14 protein-coding genes are annotated in these 20,006 nt (G+C 63.6%); 4 read left to right on the top strand and 10 right to left on the bottom strand.

Going from position 1 to position 20,006, the window contains the following annotated elements:
* Positions 1-4: 4 nt before the first annotated feature.
* From IM701_RS06905 to IM701_RS06895, 3 genes are read right to left on the bottom strand one after another with little or no spacing between them, the layout of a single operon-like run.
* Complete coding sequence (locus tag IM701_RS06905) at positions 5-3,421, bottom strand: error-prone DNA polymerase (protein WP_193828184.1); 3,417 nt, start codon at positions 3,419-3,421, stop codon at positions 5-7.
* 3 nt (positions 3,422-3,424) lie between these two features.
* Complete coding sequence (locus IM701_RS06900) at positions 3,425-4,858, bottom strand: UdgX family uracil-DNA binding protein (protein ID WP_193828183.1); 1,434 nt, start codon at positions 4,856-4,858, stop codon at positions 3,425-3,427.
* Positions 4,855-6,102 carry a putative DNA modification/repair radical SAM protein gene (locus IM701_RS06895; protein ID WP_039331064.1) on the bottom strand — a complete coding sequence of 416 codons (1,248 nt, stop codon included), beginning with the start codon at positions 6,100-6,102 and terminating at the stop codon, positions 4,855-4,857. The genes IM701_RS06900 and IM701_RS06895 overlap by 4 nt, the downstream gene beginning before the upstream one ends.
* 124 nt (positions 6,103-6,226) lie before the next feature.
* On the opposite strand from IM701_RS06895, the gene IM701_RS06890 reads away from it, so the two are divergent.
* On the top strand, positions 6,227-7,123 hold the full coding sequence (locus IM701_RS06890; RefSeq protein ID WP_039331066.1) for an alpha/beta fold hydrolase: 897 nt from the start codon (positions 6,227-6,229) through the stop codon (positions 7,121-7,123).
* A 4-nt stretch (positions 7,124-7,127) separates the two neighbouring features.
* Here the strand turns inward: IM701_RS06890 and IM701_RS06885 are convergent, their stop codons facing one another.
* The gene (locus IM701_RS06885; protein WP_230487829.1) at positions 7,128-8,705 is read right to left on the bottom strand and encodes a DNA polymerase Y family protein; all 1,578 of its coding nucleotides are present in this window, start codon (positions 8,703-8,705) and stop codon (positions 7,128-7,130) included.
* A complete protein-coding gene (locus IM701_RS06880) occupies positions 8,614-9,381 on the bottom strand; it encodes a hypothetical protein (RefSeq protein WP_230487828.1) in 768 nt (255 codons plus the stop codon). The genes IM701_RS06885 and IM701_RS06880 overlap by 92 nt, the downstream gene beginning before the upstream one ends.
* 161 nt (positions 9,382-9,542) lie before the next feature.
* Here IM701_RS06880 and IM701_RS06875 point away from each other — a divergent pair, with 161 nt between their 5' ends.
* A complete protein-coding gene (locus tag IM701_RS06875; RefSeq protein ID WP_193828182.1) occupies positions 9,543-10,025 on the top strand; it encodes a pyridoxamine 5'-phosphate oxidase family protein in 483 nt (160 codons plus the stop codon).
* A gap of 72 nt (positions 10,026-10,097) precedes the next feature.
* On the opposite strand, the gene IM701_RS06870 is transcribed toward IM701_RS06875, so the two are convergent.
* The gene (locus tag IM701_RS06870; RefSeq protein WP_039331072.1) at positions 10,098-11,618 is read right to left on the bottom strand and encodes an amino acid permease; all 1,521 of its coding nucleotides are present in this window, start codon (positions 11,616-11,618) and stop codon (positions 10,098-10,100) included.
* 205 nt (positions 11,619-11,823) lie between these two features.
* Here IM701_RS06870 and panB point away from each other — a divergent pair, with 205 nt between their 5' ends.
* Together panB and IM701_RS06860 are read left to right on the top strand one after the other, a co-directional pair.
* The gene (gene panB / locus IM701_RS06865) at positions 11,824-12,693 is read left to right on the top strand and encodes a 3-methyl-2-oxobutanoate hydroxymethyltransferase (protein ID WP_193828181.1); all 870 of its coding nucleotides are present in this window, start codon (positions 11,824-11,826) and stop codon (positions 12,691-12,693) included.
* Positions 12,694-12,725: 32 nt separating this feature from the next.
* Positions 12,726-13,793, top strand: coding sequence for a DUF475 domain-containing protein (locus IM701_RS06860; protein WP_039331076.1), 1,068 nt, complete (start codon positions 12,726-12,728; stop codon positions 13,791-13,793).
* A gap of 4 nt (positions 13,794-13,797) precedes the next feature.
* On the opposite strand, the gene IM701_RS06855 is transcribed toward IM701_RS06860, so the two are convergent.
* From IM701_RS06855 to prsK, 4 genes are all read right to left on the bottom strand, one after another.
* A complete protein-coding gene (locus IM701_RS06855; RefSeq protein WP_193828180.1) occupies positions 13,798-14,859 on the bottom strand; it encodes a CaiB/BaiF CoA-transferase family protein in 1,062 nt (353 codons plus the stop codon).
* Positions 14,860-14,932: 73 nt separating this feature from the next.
* Positions 14,933-16,528, bottom strand: coding sequence for a tetratricopeptide repeat protein (locus IM701_RS06850; RefSeq protein WP_193828179.1), 1,596 nt, complete (start codon positions 16,526-16,528; stop codon positions 14,933-14,935).
* The gene (prsR, locus tag IM701_RS06845; protein WP_039331473.1) at positions 16,494-17,870 is read right to left on the bottom strand and encodes a PEP-CTERM-box response regulator transcription factor; all 1,377 of its coding nucleotides are present in this window, start codon (positions 17,868-17,870) and stop codon (positions 16,494-16,496) included. The genes IM701_RS06850 and prsR overlap by 35 nt, the downstream gene beginning before the upstream one ends.
* Positions 17,863-20,004, bottom strand: coding sequence for an XrtA/PEP-CTERM system histidine kinase PrsK (gene prsK / locus IM701_RS06840; protein ID WP_193828178.1), 2,142 nt, complete (start codon positions 20,002-20,004; stop codon positions 17,863-17,865). Before prsK ends, prsR begins: the two co-directional genes overlap by 8 nt.
* Positions 20,005-20,006: the final 2 nt, after the last annotated feature.

Raw genomic sequence — 20,006 nt, 5'->3', positions numbered from 1 at the left:
GCCTCTAATGAAAATCGCGTGACTTGGGGATGATCCTCACGTCACGCGGGTGCGTGCGGGCACCGGGTCCGGCTCTTTCAGGGATCGGCCTGTTGCACTCGTCCGCGCGCGCAATCGGCGGCAGTAGCCTGTCGGCATCTGACAGCGCATCCAGGCTGGCGCTGGCGTCGGTCAAGTTCATGGCGATGACATGGATGACCTCGTCGTCGTACTCCACCCGCCCACGCACTTCCATCAGCCGTGCGCCCATGATGACCTTGCGCTGCTTCTCCATAAGGTCAGGCCAGATCACCAGATTGACCACGCCGGTCTCGTCCTCGAGCGTGATGAAGCAGACGCCCTTGGCGCTGCCGGGGCGCTGGCGCACCAGAACTACGCCGGCCACCAGCACCGTGGCGCGATACTTGTGGCTCCTGAGGTCTGCCGCCCGCACGAAGCCACGCTCGCCCAGCATCGGTCTCAGGAAAGCCAGTGGGTGCGCCTTCAGCGACAGGCGATGCGTCTGGTAATCAGCCACGACCTCTTCCGACAGCGGCATCATCGGCAGCACGGCGCGGGTACGCTCCTCGCCTTCCGAACGTGACGTCATGGCGGCAAACAGCGGCAGTTCCTTGGGCGCGACAAGGCTGCGGGCATCCCACAGCGCCTGCCTGCGCGACAGGCCAAGCGAGCCCAGCGCATCGGCTGCGGCAAGCCGCTCAACCACTGCCGGAGACAGCCCGGCCCGTTCCTTGAGGCTGGCCGCATCGGTGAAGGCCCCGCCCGCGCCCCTCGCCGCGACGAGCATGGCAGCCGCATGTTCGGGAAAGCCATCGATCTGCCTGAAGCCAAGGCGGAGCGCGCCTCCCCCCTGCTCCAGCGTACAGTCCCAGTCCGAGTGGTTCACATCGACCGGCAGCACCGGCACGCCATGCCGGGCCGCATCGCCCACGATCTGTGCGGGCGCGTAGAAACCCATCGGCTGCGAATTGAGCAGGGCACAGGCAAAGGCCGCCGGATAGTGGCACTTGAACCATGACGAAACGTAGACGAGGTGGGCGAAGCTGGCGGCGTGGCTTTCGGGAAAGCCGTACTCGCCGAAGCCCTTGATCTGGTTGAAACAGCGTTCGGCAAAATCGGGATCATAGCCGCGCTCAACCATGCGGCCGACCATCATGTCTTCAAGTTCGTGCACCATCCCTCGCGAACGGAACGTGGCCATGGCCTTACGCAGGCGATTGGCTTCAAGGCTCGAGAACTTCGCTGCATCGAGCGCAATCTTCATGGCCTGCTCCTGGAAGATCGGGACGCCTAGGGTGCGGTTGAGAATCGAACTCAGTTCATCTGCAGGGCCATGTTCTGGGCCGGGCGCAGGTATCTCCACCTTCTCCTCGCCCCGCCTGCGTTTGAGATAGGGGTGGACCATGTCGCCCTGGATCGGCCCCGGGCGGACAATGGCGACCTGGATCACGAGATCGTAGAACTGCCGCGGCCGCAGGCGCGGCAGCATGTTCATCTGCGCACGGCTTTCCACCTGGAACACGCCAAGGGAATCCCCCTTGCACAACATGTCGTAGACGGCCGGATCTTCGCGCGGGACTGTGGCCAGCGTCAGATCACGGCCGTGGTGCGCACCCAGCAGATCAAGGCACTTGCGAATGCAGGTGAGCATGCCGAGCGCGAGCACATCGACCTTGAGGATGCCAAGCGCGTCGATGTCATCCTTGTCCCATTCGATGAAGCTGCGATCGGCCATCGCGCCATTGCCGATCGGCACTGTTTCCGTCAGTGGCCCTTGTGTCAGGATGAAGCCGCCAACATGCTGGGAAAGATGGCGGGGCATTCCAATCATTTGCTGGGCTATGCTGATCACGCGCCTGAGGTAGGGATCGGTGCCGTCCAACCCGCTTTCGTTGACGTTCTTCTCGCCCACTTCGGTACCCCAGCTGCCCCAGACAGTGCGAGCGAGCGCGCTGGTCACGTCTTCGGAAAGGCCCATGGCCTTGCCCACTTCACGGATCGCCATGCGCGGCCGGTAGTGAATGACCGTAGCGCAGAGGCCTGCTCGGGTGCGACCGAAACGGCGGTAGATATACTGGATGACCTCTTCGCGTCGCTCATGCTCGAAATCGACGTCGATATCAGGCGGCTCCTTGCGCTCTTCGGAGATGAAGCGATCGAACAGCAACGCATGCTTGGCGGGATCGACTGCGGTGATGCCGAGGCAGTAACAGACCGCGGAATTGGCGGCCGAACCGCGTCCCTGGCACAGGATCGGCGGATCGCAGTTACGGGCAAAATCAACGATATCCTTGATAGTCAGAAAGTAGGTTGCAAGGTTCAGCTTGCCGATGAGGTCAAGTTCGCGACGCAAGGTTTCACCCACGCCATCGGGCACGCCTTCGGGATAGCGCCCGCGTGCGCCTTCCCAGGTTTGCATCTCCAGCCAGGATTGGGGAGCGTGGCCCTCCGGGCAGATCTCCTCGGGGTATTCGTAGCGCAACTCCCTGAGATTGAACCGGCAGGAGTCCGCCAGATTGCGCGTCGCTGCGATTGCCTCGGGCCAGCGTTCGAACAGGCGCACCATATCCTGCGGAGATTTCAGGTGCCGTTCGGCATTGGGTTGGAGCAAGTGCCCGGCCTTGGCAACGGTGGTCTTGTGGCGGATTGCCGTCATCACGTCTTGAAGCGGACGGCGGTTTGGTGTGGCGTAGAGCACTTCGTTGGTAGCCAGCAGGCCGAGGCCATTGCTCCGTGCCAGACCGTTCAACCTTTCGATCCGGGCGATGTCGTCGCCGACGTAAAGGTAGCTTGCAGCCAGATGGCGCATGGTCGGCAAGCTGTGGACAAGCCGGGGGAGAAAGTCGGGAAAAGGCAGGGAAAGGCTGTTCCTGACCTGTGGAAGAGCTGGGGACTCTGCTCCCGGAAAAGCATAGACATTGCTTTCGCTTTCCACCGTAAACATCTGATCCAGATCAGCAGGCGGCACGAGGATCAGGTGGATGCCCTCGGCATGGGCTGCCAGCATGGGCAGATCGATCTCGCAGGTGCCTTTCGCCTGCCACTCTCCGGTGAGCGTGCGCATTCGCCCTTCGGAGATGAGCCGACACAGCCGGCCGTACGCGGCGCGGTCCTGCGGATAGGCCAGAAAGACAAGGTCTTCGACGGTTTCGATCCGGCAACCGATAACCGGACGTAGCCGCGCAGCCTCGGCCTCGGTATGCAGGCGCACCACGCCAGCCATGGTATTGGCGTCGGCAATGCCAAGAGCATCGTATCCCAAGGCACGTGCCGTGGTGACGAGATCGATCGCGTCCGACGCGCCACGCAGGAACGAAAAGCAGGTCGCCAGGCCCAGTTCCACGAACGGTGCCGGCGGCAGGTCGCCCTCGTCCACCGGTTCGACATGGCGGCGGCGCGGTGTCAGCGGCTGTTCGGGCATGATTTATGCCGATAGTTCCGAAAGCCTCTGCGCTACCTTGCGCAAGTCTTTGGCAAACTTTGCCTCTTCCTCGGCACGACCGTGATCGTGCAGACGCAGCAGATAGCTGGGGTGCGTGGTGATCCACAGCTCGCTGCCATCTGCCAGCGCCTGAGGTTCGCCTCGCACTTTTTGCACGCTGACTGTTTTGCCGAGAAGGCTGCGTGCCGCGCTTGCGCCCAAGGCGAGAATGAGCCGGGGCTGGACCAGCGCGCGCTCGCCATCAAGCCACCAGCGGCAGATGTCGATTTCCTTGGCGGTGGGACTCTGGTGGAGGCGGCGTTTGCCGCGGGGGACAAACTTGAAGTGTTTGACCGCGTTGGTGACGTAAGTGCGTTCGTCCGAAATGCCTGCTTCTTCAAGATGCGAACGCAGCAGGCGGCCGGCCGGACCGATGAACGGACGGCCCTGCTCCTCTTCGGTATCGCCCGGCTGCTCGCCCACGATCATGAGTGCGGCGGATGAGGGCCCTTCGCCCATGACTGCCCGGGTGCCGTTGCAGCCGATCTCGCAGCGGCGGCAGCCGAGGATCGCTTCGCCAATCGCGCCAAGGCTTTGCGGCCGTTCGCCGAAGTCCTGTTCGCCCGCCTTCACCATCTGTGCCTCGCGTGCCTGCGCTCCGGCGATCAACTCGGGGATGAGCGCCGCCTCCGGCATGTTCTTCCAGTACTTGCGGGGCATTTCCTTGAGCATGGCCCCGACCTTCAAACGCGCAGGATTGAAGATCGACGCATAATACTTCCGCCACAGGGCCTCGACCGGATCGCCAGAGGGAGCATCGGCCCGGGTAGCCGGCGGGCCTTCCTGCAGCGCCTCGCCATCCCAGTGCAGGGTACCGCGCGGGGTGAGGATCGACCAGCGCATGGTGGTGAAGCGGCGCACGAAGAACCCGGCGTTGGCGCGCAGGATATGATGCTCGGGCTCGAACCAGGCGACATAGCGCTCGCTCCCCTCACCCTCGACGCTGCGGAAGCGGACGAAGGCGCGCATCTTGTGGATGTCGCGCCGGACCTGCCGCGCCAGATCCTCCATCGAGCGGACGTCGGGGTCCGCCTTGTCCTCCATCAGGCGCGGGCGGGACTGCAGGCGCCACAGCACGCGATAGAGCAGGGAAAAACGCGTGGAATCAGAATGAAGGATCGCGCTTTGGGCAAGTTGCAGGAAGTCTCGTGAAACGCGCGGTTGCGGGGCATCGGCAGGGGGCGACGGCAGGCGACGGTCCCCTTGGGCGAACAGGTCCGCTCCCGGATCGGCCGGCGATTCCCAGGTGATCCGGTCTGGCGGCACATCAGCGCGGACCATGCGACGGGCAGCATCACGCCAGCCTTCGAAATCATCGGGCGCGGCAAGCTGGATCCGGAACGCTTCGGCCAGGCGCATGTCGCGGAACGGCTTCATGCGAAGAGTTCCATCTGGGCAGGCTTGGTCGCGGGTACCAGAAGGCTGTGCAGATCTGCCCGGTCGGTCAGCATGACCGGCCGCCAATCCTCGGTGACGATGAACGGACGCACTTTGGCAATGGAGACGGTAAGCTTGCCGACATCGGCGAGACGCAGGCGGCGTTGGCGGCGCGCGGCGACGAGCGCGTTGACGGCTTTCACGCCCAAGCCCGGCACGCGCAGCAGCTTCTCGCGCGGGGCACGGTTGACGTCGACCGGGAAATCTCCGCGAAAGCGCAAGGCCCAGGCGAGCTTGGGGTCGATGTCGAGCGGAAGCATGCCATCGTTGCCGGCGGCCTGCTGCACCTCGTGCGGGGCAAAGCCGTAGAAGCGCATCAGCCAGTCGGACTGATAGAGCCGATGTTCGCGCATCAAGGGCGGACGCTTCAGCGGCAGGACTGCGCTGGCGTCGGGGATCGGGCTGAAGGCTGAGTAATAAACGCGGCGCAGGCGGAAGCGATCATAAAGCGTGCTGGCGCGGCCGACGATATCGGCATCGGTCGCGGCATCGGCACCGACGATCATCTGGGTGGACTGGCCGGCGGGGGCGAATTTCGGCGCATGGCGGAAGCGCTTGCGGGCGTCCTTGGCCTCGACAATCGCTTCCTTCAGCGACCCCATGGCCCCTTCGATCTGCGGTGCGGACTTGTCGGGCGCGAGGCGGGTCAGGCCGGCTACCGTTGGCAACTCGACGTTGATCGAGACGCGATCTGCATAGAGCCCGGCCTGGGCGACCAGCTCGGGATCGGCTTCGGGAATCGTCTTGAGGTGGATATAACCCCGAAAATCGTGTTCTTCGCGAAGGATACGGGCGACTTCTATCAACTGCTCCATGGTGTGGCTGGAGCTTTTGACGATGCCGGAGGAGAGAAACAGGCCTTCGATATAGTTGCGGCGGTAGAACGACAGGGTCAGGTCCACCACCTCCTGCGGGGTAAAGCGCGCGCGGCGGGTGTTCGAACTTTTGCGGTTCACGCAGTAATGGCAATCGAACACGCAGTGATTTGTCAGCAGGATCTTGAGCAGCGAGATGCAGCGACCATCGGGCGCATAGGCGTGGCAGATGCCCATGCCCTCGGTCGACCCGATGCCTTTTCCGCCCTTGCTGTTGCGCTTGGTGGTGCCCGACGAGGCGCAGGAGGCATCGTACTTTGCGGCATCGGCCAGGATTTCGAGGCGTTCGAGAACGGTAAGCTGCGACATTCGTTCCTTATATGTTCTTTCAACGTCCAGTGCCAGCCCGTACCTGTGGGCAGACGGGCATCGGAACGCGAAACGGGACGAGCCGTTCAGGCACCACACGGGCGGGGCCTGAGGAGACAGTTTGATGCCGATGATCGAGACCCGGGATGGGACCCGCCTTTATGCCAAGTCGTGGGGCGATGGGCCGCCGGTGGTGCTGATCCATGGCTGGCCACTCTCTGGCGACAGCTGGGACCCGGTGAGCAACGCACTGGCCGATGAAGGCTTCCGTGCGATTGCCTATGACCGGCGCGGGTTCGGACGGTCGGACCAGCCTTCGGATGGCTATGACTACGATACCTTTGCCGACGATCTGGCTGACGTCATGGCAGCAATGAATGCCAATAACGGCGCGGCTCTGGTCGGATTCTCGATGGGCGGTGGCGAGATCGCGCGCTACATGTCGCGCTATGGCGGGCAGGGCGTTTCGCGCGTGGCGCTGGTGTCATCGGTCGTGCCCTACATGCTCCAGACCGACGACAATCCCGAGGGCGTGCCGCAATCGACGTTCGATGAGATGACCGAAGGCATGCTGGAGGACCGTGCGAAATTTTTCACCGGCTTCTTCCGCGATTTCTATGGCGTGGGCATGCTGAGCAAGCCGGTCAGCGACGAGACGCTGAAGCTGTCCTGGGCGACCGCCATGCAGGCAGGCCTGAGGCCCACGCTGCTTTCGGCGAAGGCTTTTGCCACCACCGATTTCCGGGGTGACCTGCCCTCGTTCAGCGTGCCGACGCTGGTGATCCACGGGACTTCGGACGCCACTGTACCGATCGAGGCAACCGGACGCGCCGTGGCCAGGGCCGTGCCGCACGCGACGCTGATCGAGTACGACGGCGAGCCGCATGGCCTCTTTGCAACGCAGACCGAGCGTCTGACCAAGGACCTGCTCGATTTTGTTTCCGGTCGTCCGGCAGAGACCATGCCGCAGGAAGTGATCGATACGCTGACGGCACAGACCATCGTGGCACCATCGATCTGATACTTCAGGCAAAGAGCCCCTGGATGAACCATTCGGGGGCTCCGCCGCGGCCATCGCCGATCACGCCGTGGCGATAGATCCAGTAACGGCGGCCGGCTTCGTCCTCGATCCGGTAGTAATCCCGCAAGCGCACGGTAGAGCGTTCGCGCCACCATTCGGGGGCAATGCGTTCAGGCCCCTCGGCGCGGACAACCTTGTGCAGCTGGCCGCGCCATTGGAACTGGCGGGGTAGACCGTCCGGAGTTTCATAAATAACCGCAACTGATTCCGGTTTATCCAATATTTTCAGTGGCCTGTGATGAAAACGCAATTCTTCCTGTGAAGATGGCATATCTGCCAGTGGAGGCTGCCAGCGCTGGGCGCGTTCAGGCACATGGCTGCCATGAACGACCGGGCGGCGCACCGCCTCAGGCCCGAGCCGTACGGTCAGGCGATCGATACAGGCGGCAAAGCTGGTACCATGGCGCTCAGCCGCGGCATCGAGATCGGCCTGGGACAGATTCAGGGGTTCGGCCCATGGCACGCGCAGGCGCACGAGTTCTATCCCGAACCCGGCATCGAGATCATCGAGCCGCGCGGCAAACAGGCGGCAGATATGGGCCGGATCGCGCGAGGCGGCGGCCATCTCGAGCCGCCGCACCATGACCTCGCCATCGACCTTCCACATTCCGAGCTCGAGGCGACGTGCGCCCTGCCCCAGTCCTTCGAGCAAGCGCGCCAAGTCGGCAGCGAGGTCCTCGACCACGCGATCGAGCAGAGTGCGGTGGCGGATCGGTTCCATCAGACGGCGCTGAACCATCGGGGCGGGCACGCCCACGACAGGCAGCAGCGGTTCGGGCCGCAAACCGAAGATCTGATCAAGCCGCAACAGCGGGTTCGCTGCAGCCGATCGGTGGTTGCGGAAGCGACGGGCGAGGTTCTCGCGCGTCAGGCCTTCGATCTGACCCAATCGCTTGAGGCCGAGCCGGCGCAGCAGCAGGATCACATCGGCATCAAGACGCAAGGCGGCTACGGGCAGATCGGCGAGGAATGTGCGTGGGTCTGCCTCTGGGGGCTGGATTGCAGCCACAGGTCCGTGCCGCGCAAGCGCCCAAGCCGCGCCTGCAGTGGGGGCGAGCGCAGCACGGGCCGTCAAACCACGCTTGTTCAGCAGGGCCAACGTGTCAGCGATCAGGGCTTGCTCGCCGCCGAACAGGTGAGCCACGCCGCTGGTGTCGACGAGCAGGCCATCGGGGGGATCAAGCGCGCTCCATGGCCCCCAGCGTTGCGCCCACAGGGCAAGGTTTTCAAGAAAGGCGAGGTCGCCCGCAGCATCAGCGGGGCGCACGGCGAGCGCGGGACAGAGCGTACGCGCATCGGTGAGGCGCATTGACGGCACAGCCCCCGCGGCATGGGCAGCAGCGTTGGCGGCAGCAATGCGCGGGCCGTGGGCGGTATCTTCGATCAGAGCGAGCGGGGTGGCGTCGAGCCCTTCTCCGTGAGCCAGCCCCTCAACCAGTCGCCAGCGATCGATCGCCAGATTCGTGCACCAGATCGCCATGATCCGGCGTGAAGGGTTCGGCGACGAGGAGAGCGTCGTCATCGCACAAGATCCATTGTCCGGGGTGGAAGGTGTGGGCACGAAACAGATCGGCCCGCCATGTGGCGATGCCCGGCGCATGGGCATTCCAGCGCGGGCGTGGCGAAGGCGCGGGCGCAATCTCCCAGCGCATTCGCGCCGCGCCGAGATCGCGCCTGGCATCGAGCCGGACCAGCCATAACGGCACGCCATGCTTTTCCGCCGCGAGGCTGAGGCGGCGCGACGCGGTGAAATCGAGGGCGCGAGGATTGCCTGCAATCTCGCCAATCACAAAAGCCATATCGTGGCAGCGCAAGCCCTCTTCCAGCGCGAAGAGGGCATCTTCGGGCGTGGCGGCGGCAACGTGGACAAGGCGATGGCGCAAGTCGGCCGCCAGACCGGGCAGATAAGGCCTGCCGGAAAGACGCAGCGCCGCCTTGTCCTGCACCCACAGGAAGGGGCGGCGATCGTGCAGCTCTGCGGCGCGCTGCTGGCGCAAGGCATCGCGGGCCAGTGCCAGCGCCATTCCTGCCCCGCAGGCATCGCGGGCCCGCGCGAACAGTTCGACATGGGGGCAATCGAGGGCCAATCCCGGTGTCCAACGATGCGTCCGGTCCGACGCGCCGATACCGCGCACAAGGCCTGGAGCAAGAGTGCCGAGGGCTGCGACTGGATCGCGGATAGGGGCGTGTTCGATCATGCGATTCGTTCCTTTGTTCTTATTATGTTCTATTTTGAGGAACGCGCAATCCATGCATCCTTTCCCTTTTGTGCACAGCCTTGGGGAAAAACCTGGGGGGAACCTCACCCGCCTCGTCCCGTTCATCAGGCAACTGCCGACAAGCAAAGGACATTCCAGCGATGAAGTACGATCAGGGCAATCCCGAAGAGCTGCGCGAAAAATTCTGGAAGGCGATGTCGTCGTCGCCATATGTCATGCTCCAGCTCGACAACGATCCGGATTCGGCCGCGCCCATGACCGCGCAGCTCGACAAGGACGCCAACAGTGCGATCTGGTTCTTCACGAGCCGTGACAATCGCTTCGCCAAGATGGGCGGCGCCACCGCCACGTTCTCTTCAAAGGGACACGACGTGTTCGCCCGCTTCCACGGCATGCTGGTCGAGGAAACCGATCGCGCCGTACTGGAGAAGCACTGGAACAACTTTGTCGAGGCCTGGTTTCCCGGCGGGCCGGATTCGCCCAACCTGCTGTTCATGCGCATGACCCTGGGAGATGCATCGATCTGGGCTGGCGAAATGGGCCTGATCGGAACCGCAAAGATGGCGCTGGGCATGGACGTCACCAACGACGTCAAGGGCGGCTACACCGACACCCAACTCTAAGTCGTTCCATCGACAAAACGAAAAGGGCCGCCCCGGAAGGAGCGGCCCTTGTCATTTGCTCGAAGCAAAGGATCAGTCGATCGGCGGCACCGGCTGCGGCGGTGCGTCAGCGTCAGCTTCGTGCACTTCGACCGAACCGCGGCCCACGTGGCTGCGGCTGCGGCTGTAAGCATAATAGACCACCAGCCCGACCGCAGCCCAGATTACGAACAGCAGCTGGCTCTTCGCGTCGAGCTTGTAAAACAGGTAAAGGCAACCTGCGAACGCCAGCGGCGAAGTCAGGTAGATCGCCGGAGTACGGAACGGCCGATGACGGCCCGGTTCGCGGCGACGGATCACCAGAACCGCGATGGACACGGCGGCAAAGGCGAACAGCGTGCCCGAGTTCGAAATGTTGGCGAGCAGCCCGACCGGGAAGAACGCCGCGAACAGCGCCACGAAAACGCCAGTAATGATCGTGATCACGTGTGGCGTGTTGTAACGCGGATGAATCTTCGAGAACGAAGCAGGCAGCAGACCGTCGCGGCTCATCACGAAGAAGATGCGGGTCTGGCCGAACATCATCATCAGGATGACCGACGGCAAGGCAAGACCAGCGGCAAGGCCAATCAGGTTGCCGATCTGAGGCCAACCGATTTCACGCAGCGTCCATGCCAGCGCTTCCTTCGAGCAGACGACAGCCTGATCGCCCATGGCCATGCACTGCGCAGCAAGTTCCCGGCTCCCCGGCTCCATACCAAGACCGTTGGCGTCAAGCACAGGCTGTGCGCCGACCGAACCGATCACGCCCGCTGCAACCAGCAAGTAGAACACGGTGCAGATTGCAAGGCTACCGATCAGGCCGATCGGCATGTTGCGTTGCGGGTTCTTCGTCTCCTCCGCCGCTGTCGAGACAGCGTCGAAGCCAACGTAGGCGAAAAAGATCGAGGCCGCAGCCGCGCCGATCCCACTGAAGCCGAGCGGTGCGAAGGGCTCGAAGTTTTCCATCTTCATCACAGGCACGGCCAGAATGATGAACAGGGTGAGCGCCGAAACCTTGATCGCCACCAGCACCGCGTTGACCGAGGCGCTTTCCTTGGTGCCGATCACCAGCAGCCAGGTGACGAGCCCGGCAATCAGCATCGCGGGAAGGTTCACCACGCCGCCATCATAGGGCCCGCGCACCAGAAGGTCAGGTATGTCTATGCTGAAGGCGTTCTCGATCAGCCCGACGACATAGCCAGACCAGCCCACGCTGACCGCACCTGCCGCCACGGCATACTCGAGAATAAGTGCCCAACCTACCATCCACGCGATAAGTTCACCCATCACGGCGTAGCTGTAAGTGTAGGCAGAGCCCGAAACCGGGACCATCGACGCCATCTCGGCGTAACACAATGCCGCTACGGCGCAGACGAAGCCGGCGATGATGAAGCTGATCATCATCCCGGGGCCAGCCTTCTGCGCGGCCTCGGCCGTCAGCACGAAGATCCCGGTGCCGATGACAGCACCAACGCCGAGCATGGTAAGCTGGAAGGCTCCCAGCGAGCGATGCAACGATTTCTTTTCAGCAGTTGCTAGAATGGCGTCGAGCGGTTTGACGCGACCGAACATGAAATTCTCCCGCCTTGGTCCGGCACCTGAAACCAAAACGGTTGCGCCGGAAACCAGGTTATGGCGCGCAACGCTAGCGGGAACGTCCTTTCGCGCAAGCCATTTTTCCCCAGACTTGCATCAAAGATGTGCCACACATCGGGCCACCTTGCGGGTTTTCGACAAGCAAGTAGAAGCATCTGCCCGCTTCAGAGGATGCGCAACGATGTCCACGACCTTCCAGCTCGACACCGCCACCAGCCGCGCGAACCCTACGCCCGCACCGATGAAACGGCTGACGATCCCGGCGATCCGCCAGCGCAAGAAGGATGGCGTGACGAAGGAACCGGTCGTCATGCTCACCGCCTATACCGCGCGGCAGGCGCAGCTGCTCGACGCTCATTGCGACCTGCTGCTGGTGGGGGATTCGCTGGGCCAGGTGATCTATGGCTTGCCCTCCTCGGTGCCGGTCACGCTCGACATGATGGCCGCCCACGGCGCAGCGGTGGTGCGCGGATCCTACCATGCCGCTGTCGTGGTCGACATGCCGTTCGGTTCCTACGAAGCCTCGCCGCAGCAGGCATTCGAAAGCGCCTCAAGGCTCCTCAAGGAGACCGGTTGTGCCGCGGTCAAGCTCGAGGGCGGGGAAGCCATGGCCGAAACCGTCGCCTTCCTGACCAGACGCGGCATCCCGGTGATGGGTCACGTTGGCCTGACCCCGCAGGCGGTCAACGTGCTCGGCGGCTACAACGCGCGTGGTCGCAGCGAAGCCGAAGCCGCCAAGATCGTCGGCGATGCGCAGGCGCTGGCCGAAGCCGGCACCTTTGCCATCGTGATCGAGGGCGTGGTCGAACCCATCGCCATCGCCATCACGCAGGCCGTGCCCTGCCCCACCATCGGCATCGGCGCATCGGCGCAGTGTGACGGACAGGTGCTGGTGACCGAGGACATGCTCGGCATGTTCGAGCGGGTGCCGCGCTTCGTGAAGATCTACGAGAATATCGCCGAGACCATCTCCGGCGCAGCCGCCCGCTATGCTGCCGAAGTGCGCTCTCGCGCGTTCCCCGGTATTGAACAGACCTATCAGCCGAAGTAACGCGCCGCGACACGCCAACAAGGGAATTCCGCTTGCTCCGCTTCTACAAGGGTTCGATCCTTTTCACGCTGGTCTGCCTGGCATTGGCCGTCGCCTATGGCTGGATGCAGACCGGCACCGCCAGTGGCACCATGTCCCTGCTATGGATCGTGTTCGTCCTTTCCATCCTCGAAATCTCGCTGTCGTTCGACAACGCGGTGGTCAACGCGGCCGTGCTCGAGGAAATGGACGAAATCTGGCAGAAGCGCTTCCTGACCTGGGGCATGATCATCGCCGTGTTCGGCATGCGCATCGTATTTCCGCTGGCCATCGTGGCGATTGCAGCGGGATTGGGGCCGGTAGAGGCCTTGAACCTCTCCCTGAACGATCCCAAGCGCTATGAAGAGATCGTCAGCAGCGCGCACGTTGGCATTGCCGGTTTTGGCGGCGCGTTCCTTGCAATGGTTGGCCTGAGCTTCTTCTTCGATGGCGAAAAGGAAGTGCACTGGATCCGCTGGGTCGAGGAAAAGCTCGCCGTCGTCTCCAACGTCAAGGCTGCCGAGATCGCGCTGCTGCTGCTCGGAATTTATGGCATCTCCCTGATGCTGCCTGAAGCCGAAGCCCTGACATTCATCGTCTCGGGCGTGCTTGGCCTGGTGACTTTCATCGCCGTCGAGGCGCTGGGCACCATCCTCGAGATGCGCGACGAGGCACAAAAGGCCGCAGGCGTGGTGGTGCGCTCGGGCGTTGGCGGTTTCCTCTACCTCAACGTGCTTGACGCATCATTCAGTTTCGACGGCGTGATCGGCGCATTCGCCCTGTCCAACAACATGGTCATCATCGCGCTCGGCCTGTCGATCGGCGCAATGTTCGTCCGTTCGATGACGATCATGCTGGTAAAGAAGGGCACCCTCTCGGAATACCGCTACCTCGAGCATGGCGCGTTCTGGGCGATCATCGCGCTCGGAGCGATCATGCTGCTGTCCGCGAAGTTCCATATTCCCGAAACGATCACCGGCCTGATCGGCGCAGCCCTTATCGGACTGTCGCTGTGGTGGTCGGTCCGCCACAAGCGCAAGTACCCGGACAGCGAGATCGACGCCGCCATCCGGGCAGACTGACCTCTCAGCCCCGCCCGGCCAGTGAGGGCTTGGGCGCGGGCGTACCGAGGAAACGCGGCGCCGGCGCAGGCATGACCATCCCCTCGTCTTCGACGAACGTCTCGCGCGCGGTGTTGTGGGGATGCTTTGGAGCCTCGCGCAAGCTGAGAACCGGAGCGAAGCAGATGTCGGTGCCATCCATGATCGCGCACCATTCGTCTCGCGTCTTGGTCAGGAACAACGCGGCAAGTCGCGCCTTCAGGTCCGGCCAGACGCGCGGGTCCATCTGCGGGGCAAAAGCGGGATCGTCCTTCAGGCCGGTCTTTTCCAGCAGCAGGGCATAGAACTGTGGCTCGATCGAACCGATCGAGATCCACTTGCCGTCGCTCGTTTCATAGGTGTCATAGAAGTGCGCGCCGCCATCCAGCAGGTTGACGCCGCGCACGTCTTTCCACCGGCCAAGCCCCAGGAAAGTATAGGTCATGGCCGAAAGGATCGCCGCGCCATCCACCATGGCGCAATCCACCACTTGCCCCTTGCCAGTGCGCTGCGCCGAGAACACGGCGGCCATCACACCGAACGCCATCAGCATGCCACCCCCGCCGAAGTCTCCGACAAGGTTGACGGGGAACTGCGGCTTTCCGCCCGCCTGACCGAAGCTGTGAAGTGCGCCCGCCAGCGCGATATAATTGATGTCATGCCCGGCAAGCGGAGCCATCGGCCCGTCCTGCCCCCACCCGGTCATGCGCCCGTAGACCAGCCTGGGATTGTCGGTGAGCAACACATCCGGTCCCAGGCCAAGCCGCTCCATCACGCCGGGGCGATAGCCTTCGACTATGGCATCGGCGTCCTTCGCCATTTCGCGGATCCGGGCGATCGCGACGGGGTCCTTGAGGTCAAGCTCGATCCGTTCGCGATTGCGGTTCAGGATATCGCGGTTTCCGCTGTCCCCAACACGGTCACCCTTTGCCGGTCGGTCGATGCGGATGACGCGCGCCCCATGGTCCGCCAGCATCATGCAGGCAAACGGTCCGGGGCCGATCCCTGCGAATTCGAGTACCGTCAGCCCTTCGAGCGCCCCTGCCATGATCCGTCTCCGCATTTAATCGTTCGATTGAATTCGGATTAAGGTCATGGCGCTCCTCTGTCGAGGACAGAGTTCATGACAGATTGCGCAATGCTCGCTGCTGCAGGATGCCCTCGATCGCGTCCTGCCCGGAATTGGCACCCAATGCAGCGCGTCCCGCAGACAGCAGCTTCAGGGCCTGCGGACTGCCAGGGTTCTGCCGCAAGTAGCGGGCGAGAACGCCGTTTGCTTCCACGGGCTTACCAATTGCACGCAAGGCGTAGTCTATTCTCTGCAGTGTCGGCAGGTTGAAGCGAATGACCGCTGCCCGACCGTACTGGTCAAGCGCCCCGGCTTGATCCCCAGCCATGAGCCGGGCATCGCCTGCCAGCAGCCACGCCTCAGCTGCGCCGGGATTGGCAAGCCGGAGACGGTCCGCAACCGACACAGCCTGACCAGCATTGCCGCTCGCGATCAGTCCGCGGATGTAGGGCACGGCGTTCGCCGCAAAGTTTGGCGCATCGCCATACGCCAACGCGAGCACAGGCAATGGCTGATCTGCGGAAATAACCGTCGCAGTGCGTTGGCCAGTTGCTTTCGATCGTTCCCGGTAGGACGCGGCGGCGAGCTTGTTCCCAAGACCCGCCTCGGCATCGCCGGCGAGCACCAGCAGATAAGGCGTGGCAAAGTTCTGCTTCGCCCAGGCAGACGCAATCTCGCTCGCCTGCTGATGAAGGCCCTGTCGTTCCAGAGCCCGCACCAACAGCATTCGCGCCTGCAGGTTATCGGGCTGCACGCGCAGCAGCCGGTCGAAATGGCCGACGGCAAGGTTGGCGTTGCCGGCGCGATATTCGAGAATGCCGTTGAGCAGCATAGCCGCAGGCATGTCGCGCAAGGCAGTGCCAGTCTGCAGCAGGATCTTGCGGGCCAGATCGGTCTGCCCTGCCCTAGCCGCCAGGACCGCCTGAAGATAGAGCGCGCGGACGTTGCCGGGATCGACCTTGGCCAGCTTGCGGCAGACGACCAGCATGGCTCGGTATTGCCCCATGTCGCCAAGCGTTGCAGCATATTCGCCCAGCAGCCCCACGTCATCGGGCGCAGCGCGAAGCCCTGCCTCGAACCAGGGCAATGCAGCCTGCAGGCCAAACTGTTCGCGTATCAGCAACCCCCGCAATTCAAGCGCGCGTGGGTCTTGGGGCGCCAACTCTACCGCACGCTCTGCCGCCTCGATCGCCTGGGCCTGCTCGCCGCCGCTGAAACGCAGCCGTGCAATGTCGACCCACAACGAAGCATTGTCCGGCGAGAGGCGATAGGACTGGTCCAGCGCCTGCCCGGCCGCTGCCAGCCGGCCGTCCATTAGCTCGATGCGTCCGCGCAGTTGCCAGCCATGCGCAGCGCTTTCGGCCCGGAAGTCACCGCCGTAAAGCACCTTGCGCGCCTCGCGCCGGTCCCCTTGCAGGAGCAGTGCCTCGCCGAGTTCCGCCCGCACGTCATCGGGGGACGCTCCCTGCCGCATCGCCGCCCGCAACGGTGCCTCGGCTGCGATGCCGTCGCGCTTCGCGATGGCATCGCGCGCCTTGGCGAGCAGGTCCGCTGGCACGTCGCCCCGCACCGGTCCGCCAAGGACCAATGCAATCAGCGCGGCCGCGGTGAACCTAGTTATGGAGATCGTACTGCTTGAGCAGGTCATAAAGCGTGGGCCTGCTGATGCCGAGCAGCCGCGCGGTGCTGGAGATGTTGCCCTCGCTTCGCGCAAGGGCGTGGCGAATGACCTTGCGATCGGTCACTTCACGCGCAGTCTTGAGATTGAGAGGCGAGGCCTCCGGCGACTCGCCCGTCGGCAGATCGAGGTCGGCCGCAGAGACGAGCTTCCCGTCGGCCATGATCACCGCGCGCTTTACCCGGTTCTCAAGCTCGCGCACGTTACCCGGCCAGTTCCACCCATCGATGGCGGCCAGCGCATCGGGCGCGAAGCCCTTGACCGAAGGATTCATCTCCTTGGCAAAGCGCAGCAGGAATGACTTGGCGAGAAGCGTCGCATCGCCCGGACGCTCGGCCAGCCCCGGAATGCGCACCACGATCTCGGCCAGGCGATAGTAAAGGTCCTCGCGGAAGCGGCCGTCAGCGATCATTGCCTCGAGGTTCTGGTGCGTTGCGCAGACGATGCGCGTGTCGACCTCGATCGACCGCCGCCCACCGATCCGCTCGATGGTTCGCTCCTGCAGGAAGCGAAGCAGCTTCACCTGCAACTGCAGCGGGATGTCGCCGACCTCGTCGAGGAACAGCGTGCCGCCGCTCGCCATTTCGATCTTGCCCTCGGTCGTCTTTACCGCGCCGGTGAACGCACCCTTTTCATGCCCGAACAGTTCGCTTTCCAGCAGGTTTTCGGGGATGGCCGCGCAATTGATCGCGACGAATGCGCCCTGTGCCCGGCCCGAGCAATCGTGCAGACCGCGTGCAAGAAGCTCCTTGCCGGTACCGCTGGCTCCCAGCAGCATGACCGAGACATTGGTGTTGGCCACGCGCTCGATCGTACGCGCCACCTTGATCATCTCCGGTGCAGCCGTGATCATGCGACCAAGCACCTTGTTGTCCGACGAGGCCCGCGTCGCCAGGACACGGTTTTCCGCTTCGATCTGGGACAAATGCAGTGCGCGCCGCACGATTAGGCCCAGCGCGTCGATGTCCACTGGCTTCTGGTAGAAATCGTAGGCGCCCTTCTCGATCGCCTTCAGGGCCGATTCCCGCGCACCGTGCCCGCTGGCGACAATCACCTTGGTCTGGGGACGCAGCGCCATGATCTCGTCAAGCACGGCAAACCCCTCGGTCGTTCCATCCGGATCGGGCGGAAGGCCGAGATCGAGGGTCACGACAGCGGGCTCTTCCGACCTAAGCAGCGTCAACGCCGTTGCCCGGTCGCCGGCGATGACGACCTCGAAGTCCTCGTAGGCCCATTTGAGCTGAGCCTGCAGACCCGGATCGTCCTCGACGATCAGCAGCACCGGCCGCTGTCCGGACTTTGCGTCACTCATCATGCCACCTTTTTCCCATGGGGGTGCTTTCCCCCTCAATCGAACTGATCAGCCCCTGCGTTGCCGCCAGCGGCAGGCGCACCGTAAAGCGGCTGCCCAGCCCTTCGCGGCTTTCAACCTCAAGCTTGCCGCGCATTGCCCGCACCATTTCGCGCGCTTCGTAGGCACCGATGCCGAACCCGCCTTGCTTGGTCGACACGAATGGCCGGAACAGCCGATTGCGGATGAATTCAGCGCTCATTCCGCAACCGGTGTCGATGACTTCGATCGTGCCGTAGAGCCCGTCGACGTTGCATTGCAGGAAAACCGCCATGCCCTCGGCGCTGGCGTCGATCGCGTTCTGCACCAGATGCAGGACCACCTGCTCGAGCACTTCACGGTTGGCCAGGACACGGCACGGCGCATCATGCGTGACGTGGACCTGCAACTGCCCCGGCGCATTGTAGCGATTGGCCACTGCGCGGATCACTTCGCTCGCATCGATGTCTTCGACGCGCTCTGCAGCATTGCCACCATAGCGCGAAAGCCTGGCCAGAAGAGCGTTCAGCTTGTCGGCGGAATTGCGCAGCGTGATCAGCATGTCCGCCCGGAATGCCGGATTTTCCGCATGCTTCTCGGCATTGCGCGAAAGCAGGCTCAACTGGCTGGCAAGGTTCTTGATGTCATGCATGACAAACGCCATGCGACGGTTGAATTCCTCGAACCGGCTCGCCTCGAGCAGCGCCGACTGGCCCGCATGCTCGGCGAGGTAGCTGGCCAGCTGCATGCCGACGACGCGCAGCAGGTCGAAATCCTCCCAATCGAGCTTTCGAGCCACTTGCGGGCGCCCGAGCACCACCAGACCGACGAGACGATCAAAGTGAAGCAGCGGCACCAGAGCCCAGGCGGAATGCTCTTCCACCAGCCACTGGGGCACGGCGACATCCTCGCCCTGATGGTTCACGCCGGCACGCAGTTCGTCGAGGTCGACAATGAACCCACGTTTCTCGAAAAAGTCGACCCGGTCGATCGACAGCGCCTCGGCAGGAACGTCGGCAGTCGGCCACTGCCAGCGCGCGGAAAGCACCATCTCGCCATTCTCGCCCTGGCACAGAAGCAGGCCCGCTGAACTGTCGGTGATGTCGGCGACCGCCTGGACCACGCGCTCATGCAATGACGGCGCATGTGTGCCACCGCGGCCGATCGTTCGGGTGAAGCGCAGCCACTCCGAGCGATAGTCGTAGCGGTGCTGGAAGAAGTGCTTGGCGAGCATGACCTTCATCCAGCCACGCAGGCGCCCCGAGGGCAGAATGGCCAGTACGAGCACGCTGGTCACGAACACGAAGCCCAGCTGCGCAAGCTGCCCGGCGTCGCCGCCGAGCCAGGTCAGCGATTGGGCTGCGCCAACCATCAGGATCATGTAGGCGCCGATCACCAGCAGCGAGAGCGACTGGAACGCCACCGCGCGCGACGGTGAGAAGCGCAGCGCCGACCGTCCTCGCACCGCACCAATGGCAAGCAACAGGGCGACGCCGATCTGCGCCACGCCGCGCATGGCTTCGAGTTCGACCGGCAAGGTCCGCGCGAGATAGGCAATCGTGTAAAGGTTGAGGTCGTATCCCCAAACCGTTGCCATCGCGATGCAGCTCCAGCGCAGCGCCACGCGCTGTTGCGCCATGGCCCCGGCATAGAGGTTATGCACCAGCACCAGCGCGCCCGTTGCAACCAGCAGCCGGAACAGCATCGAGATCTGGAAGATCATCGCCTGCGCCGCAGCGTTGCCGCCATAACGCACATTCAGCATGAGCAGGATGAACTGCAGTGTTTCGACGAAGATCAGCGCCGCCATGACCGGCCTGATCGGCGCCACACTCGTATGGCGCCCATCGCGGGAAAACAGTACGAACGCGAGGCTGAGCCAGGCGAAAGTGCGGAAGCTTTCGAATACCTGCGCGACCAGCGTCGCATATCCGGTGCCTGCGACCACAAGCGCCCAGGCACCGCTTACGATGAAGGCACCAAGCTCTGCCCGGGCAGACCCCTCCTGCGCGTTACGCCGGCGCTCCCAGCGCCAGCCTGTCAGCATCAGGAAGCAGAACGCGGCAATGAGAAATGCCCATTGCCCGAAGCCCTGCCATGACAAGGGGGTCTGCATCA

The sequence above is a fragment of the Novosphingobium sp. ES2-1 genome (assembly GCF_015169775.1).
Classification (GTDB): domain Bacteria; phylum Pseudomonadota; class Alphaproteobacteria; order Sphingomonadales; family Sphingomonadaceae; genus Novosphingobium; species Novosphingobium subterraneum.
Note: the sequence above shows the minus strand (reverse complement) of the source record. Positions and strands in the feature narration are given on the sequence as shown.

Excerpts from the sequence above, each read along its gene's own strand:
- IM701_RS06905 (WP_193828184.1), bottom strand. The coding sequence starts at position 3,421 with ATGCCCGAACAGCCGCTGACACCGCGCCGCCGCCATGTCGAACCGGTG.
- IM701_RS06880 (WP_230487828.1), bottom strand. The coding sequence starts at position 9,381 with ATGATCGAACACGCCCCTATCCGCGATCCAGTCGCAGCCCTCGGCACT.
- IM701_RS06850 (WP_193828179.1), bottom strand. The coding sequence starts at position 16,528 with ATGACCTGCTCAAGCAGTACGATCTCCATAACTAGGTTCACCGCGGCC.
- IM701_RS06855 (WP_193828180.1), bottom strand. The coding sequence starts at position 14,859 with ATGGCAGGGGCGCTCGAAGGGCTGACGGTACTCGAATTCGCAGGGATC.
- IM701_RS06890 (WP_039331066.1), top strand. The coding sequence starts at position 6,227 with ATGCCGATGATCGAGACCCGGGATGGGACCCGCCTTTATGCCAAGTCG.
- panB (WP_193828181.1), top strand. The coding sequence starts at position 11,824 with ATGTCCACGACCTTCCAGCTCGACACCGCCACCAGCCGCGCGAACCCT.
- IM701_RS06870 (WP_039331072.1), bottom strand. The coding sequence starts at position 11,618 with ATGTTCGGTCGCGTCAAACCGCTCGACGCCATTCTAGCAACTGCTGAA.
- prsR (WP_039331473.1), bottom strand. The coding sequence starts at position 17,870 with ATGAGTGACGCAAAGTCCGGACAGCGGCCGGTGCTGCTGATCGTCGAG.
- prsK (WP_193828178.1), bottom strand. The coding sequence starts at position 20,004 with ATGCAGACCCCCTTGTCATGGCAGGGCTTCGGGCAATGGGCATTTCTC.
- IM701_RS06900 (WP_193828183.1), bottom strand. The coding sequence starts at position 4,858 with ATGAAGCCGTTCCGCGACATGCGCCTGGCCGAAGCGTTCCGGATCCAG.
- IM701_RS06875 (WP_193828182.1), top strand. The coding sequence starts at position 9,543 with ATGAAGTACGATCAGGGCAATCCCGAAGAGCTGCGCGAAAAATTCTGG.
- IM701_RS06895 (WP_039331064.1), bottom strand. The coding sequence starts at position 6,102 with ATGTCGCAGCTTACCGTTCTCGAACGCCTCGAAATCCTGGCCGATGCC.
- IM701_RS06885 (WP_230487829.1), bottom strand. The coding sequence starts at position 8,705 with ATGACGACGCTCTCCTCGTCGCCGAACCCTTCACGCCGGATCATGGCG.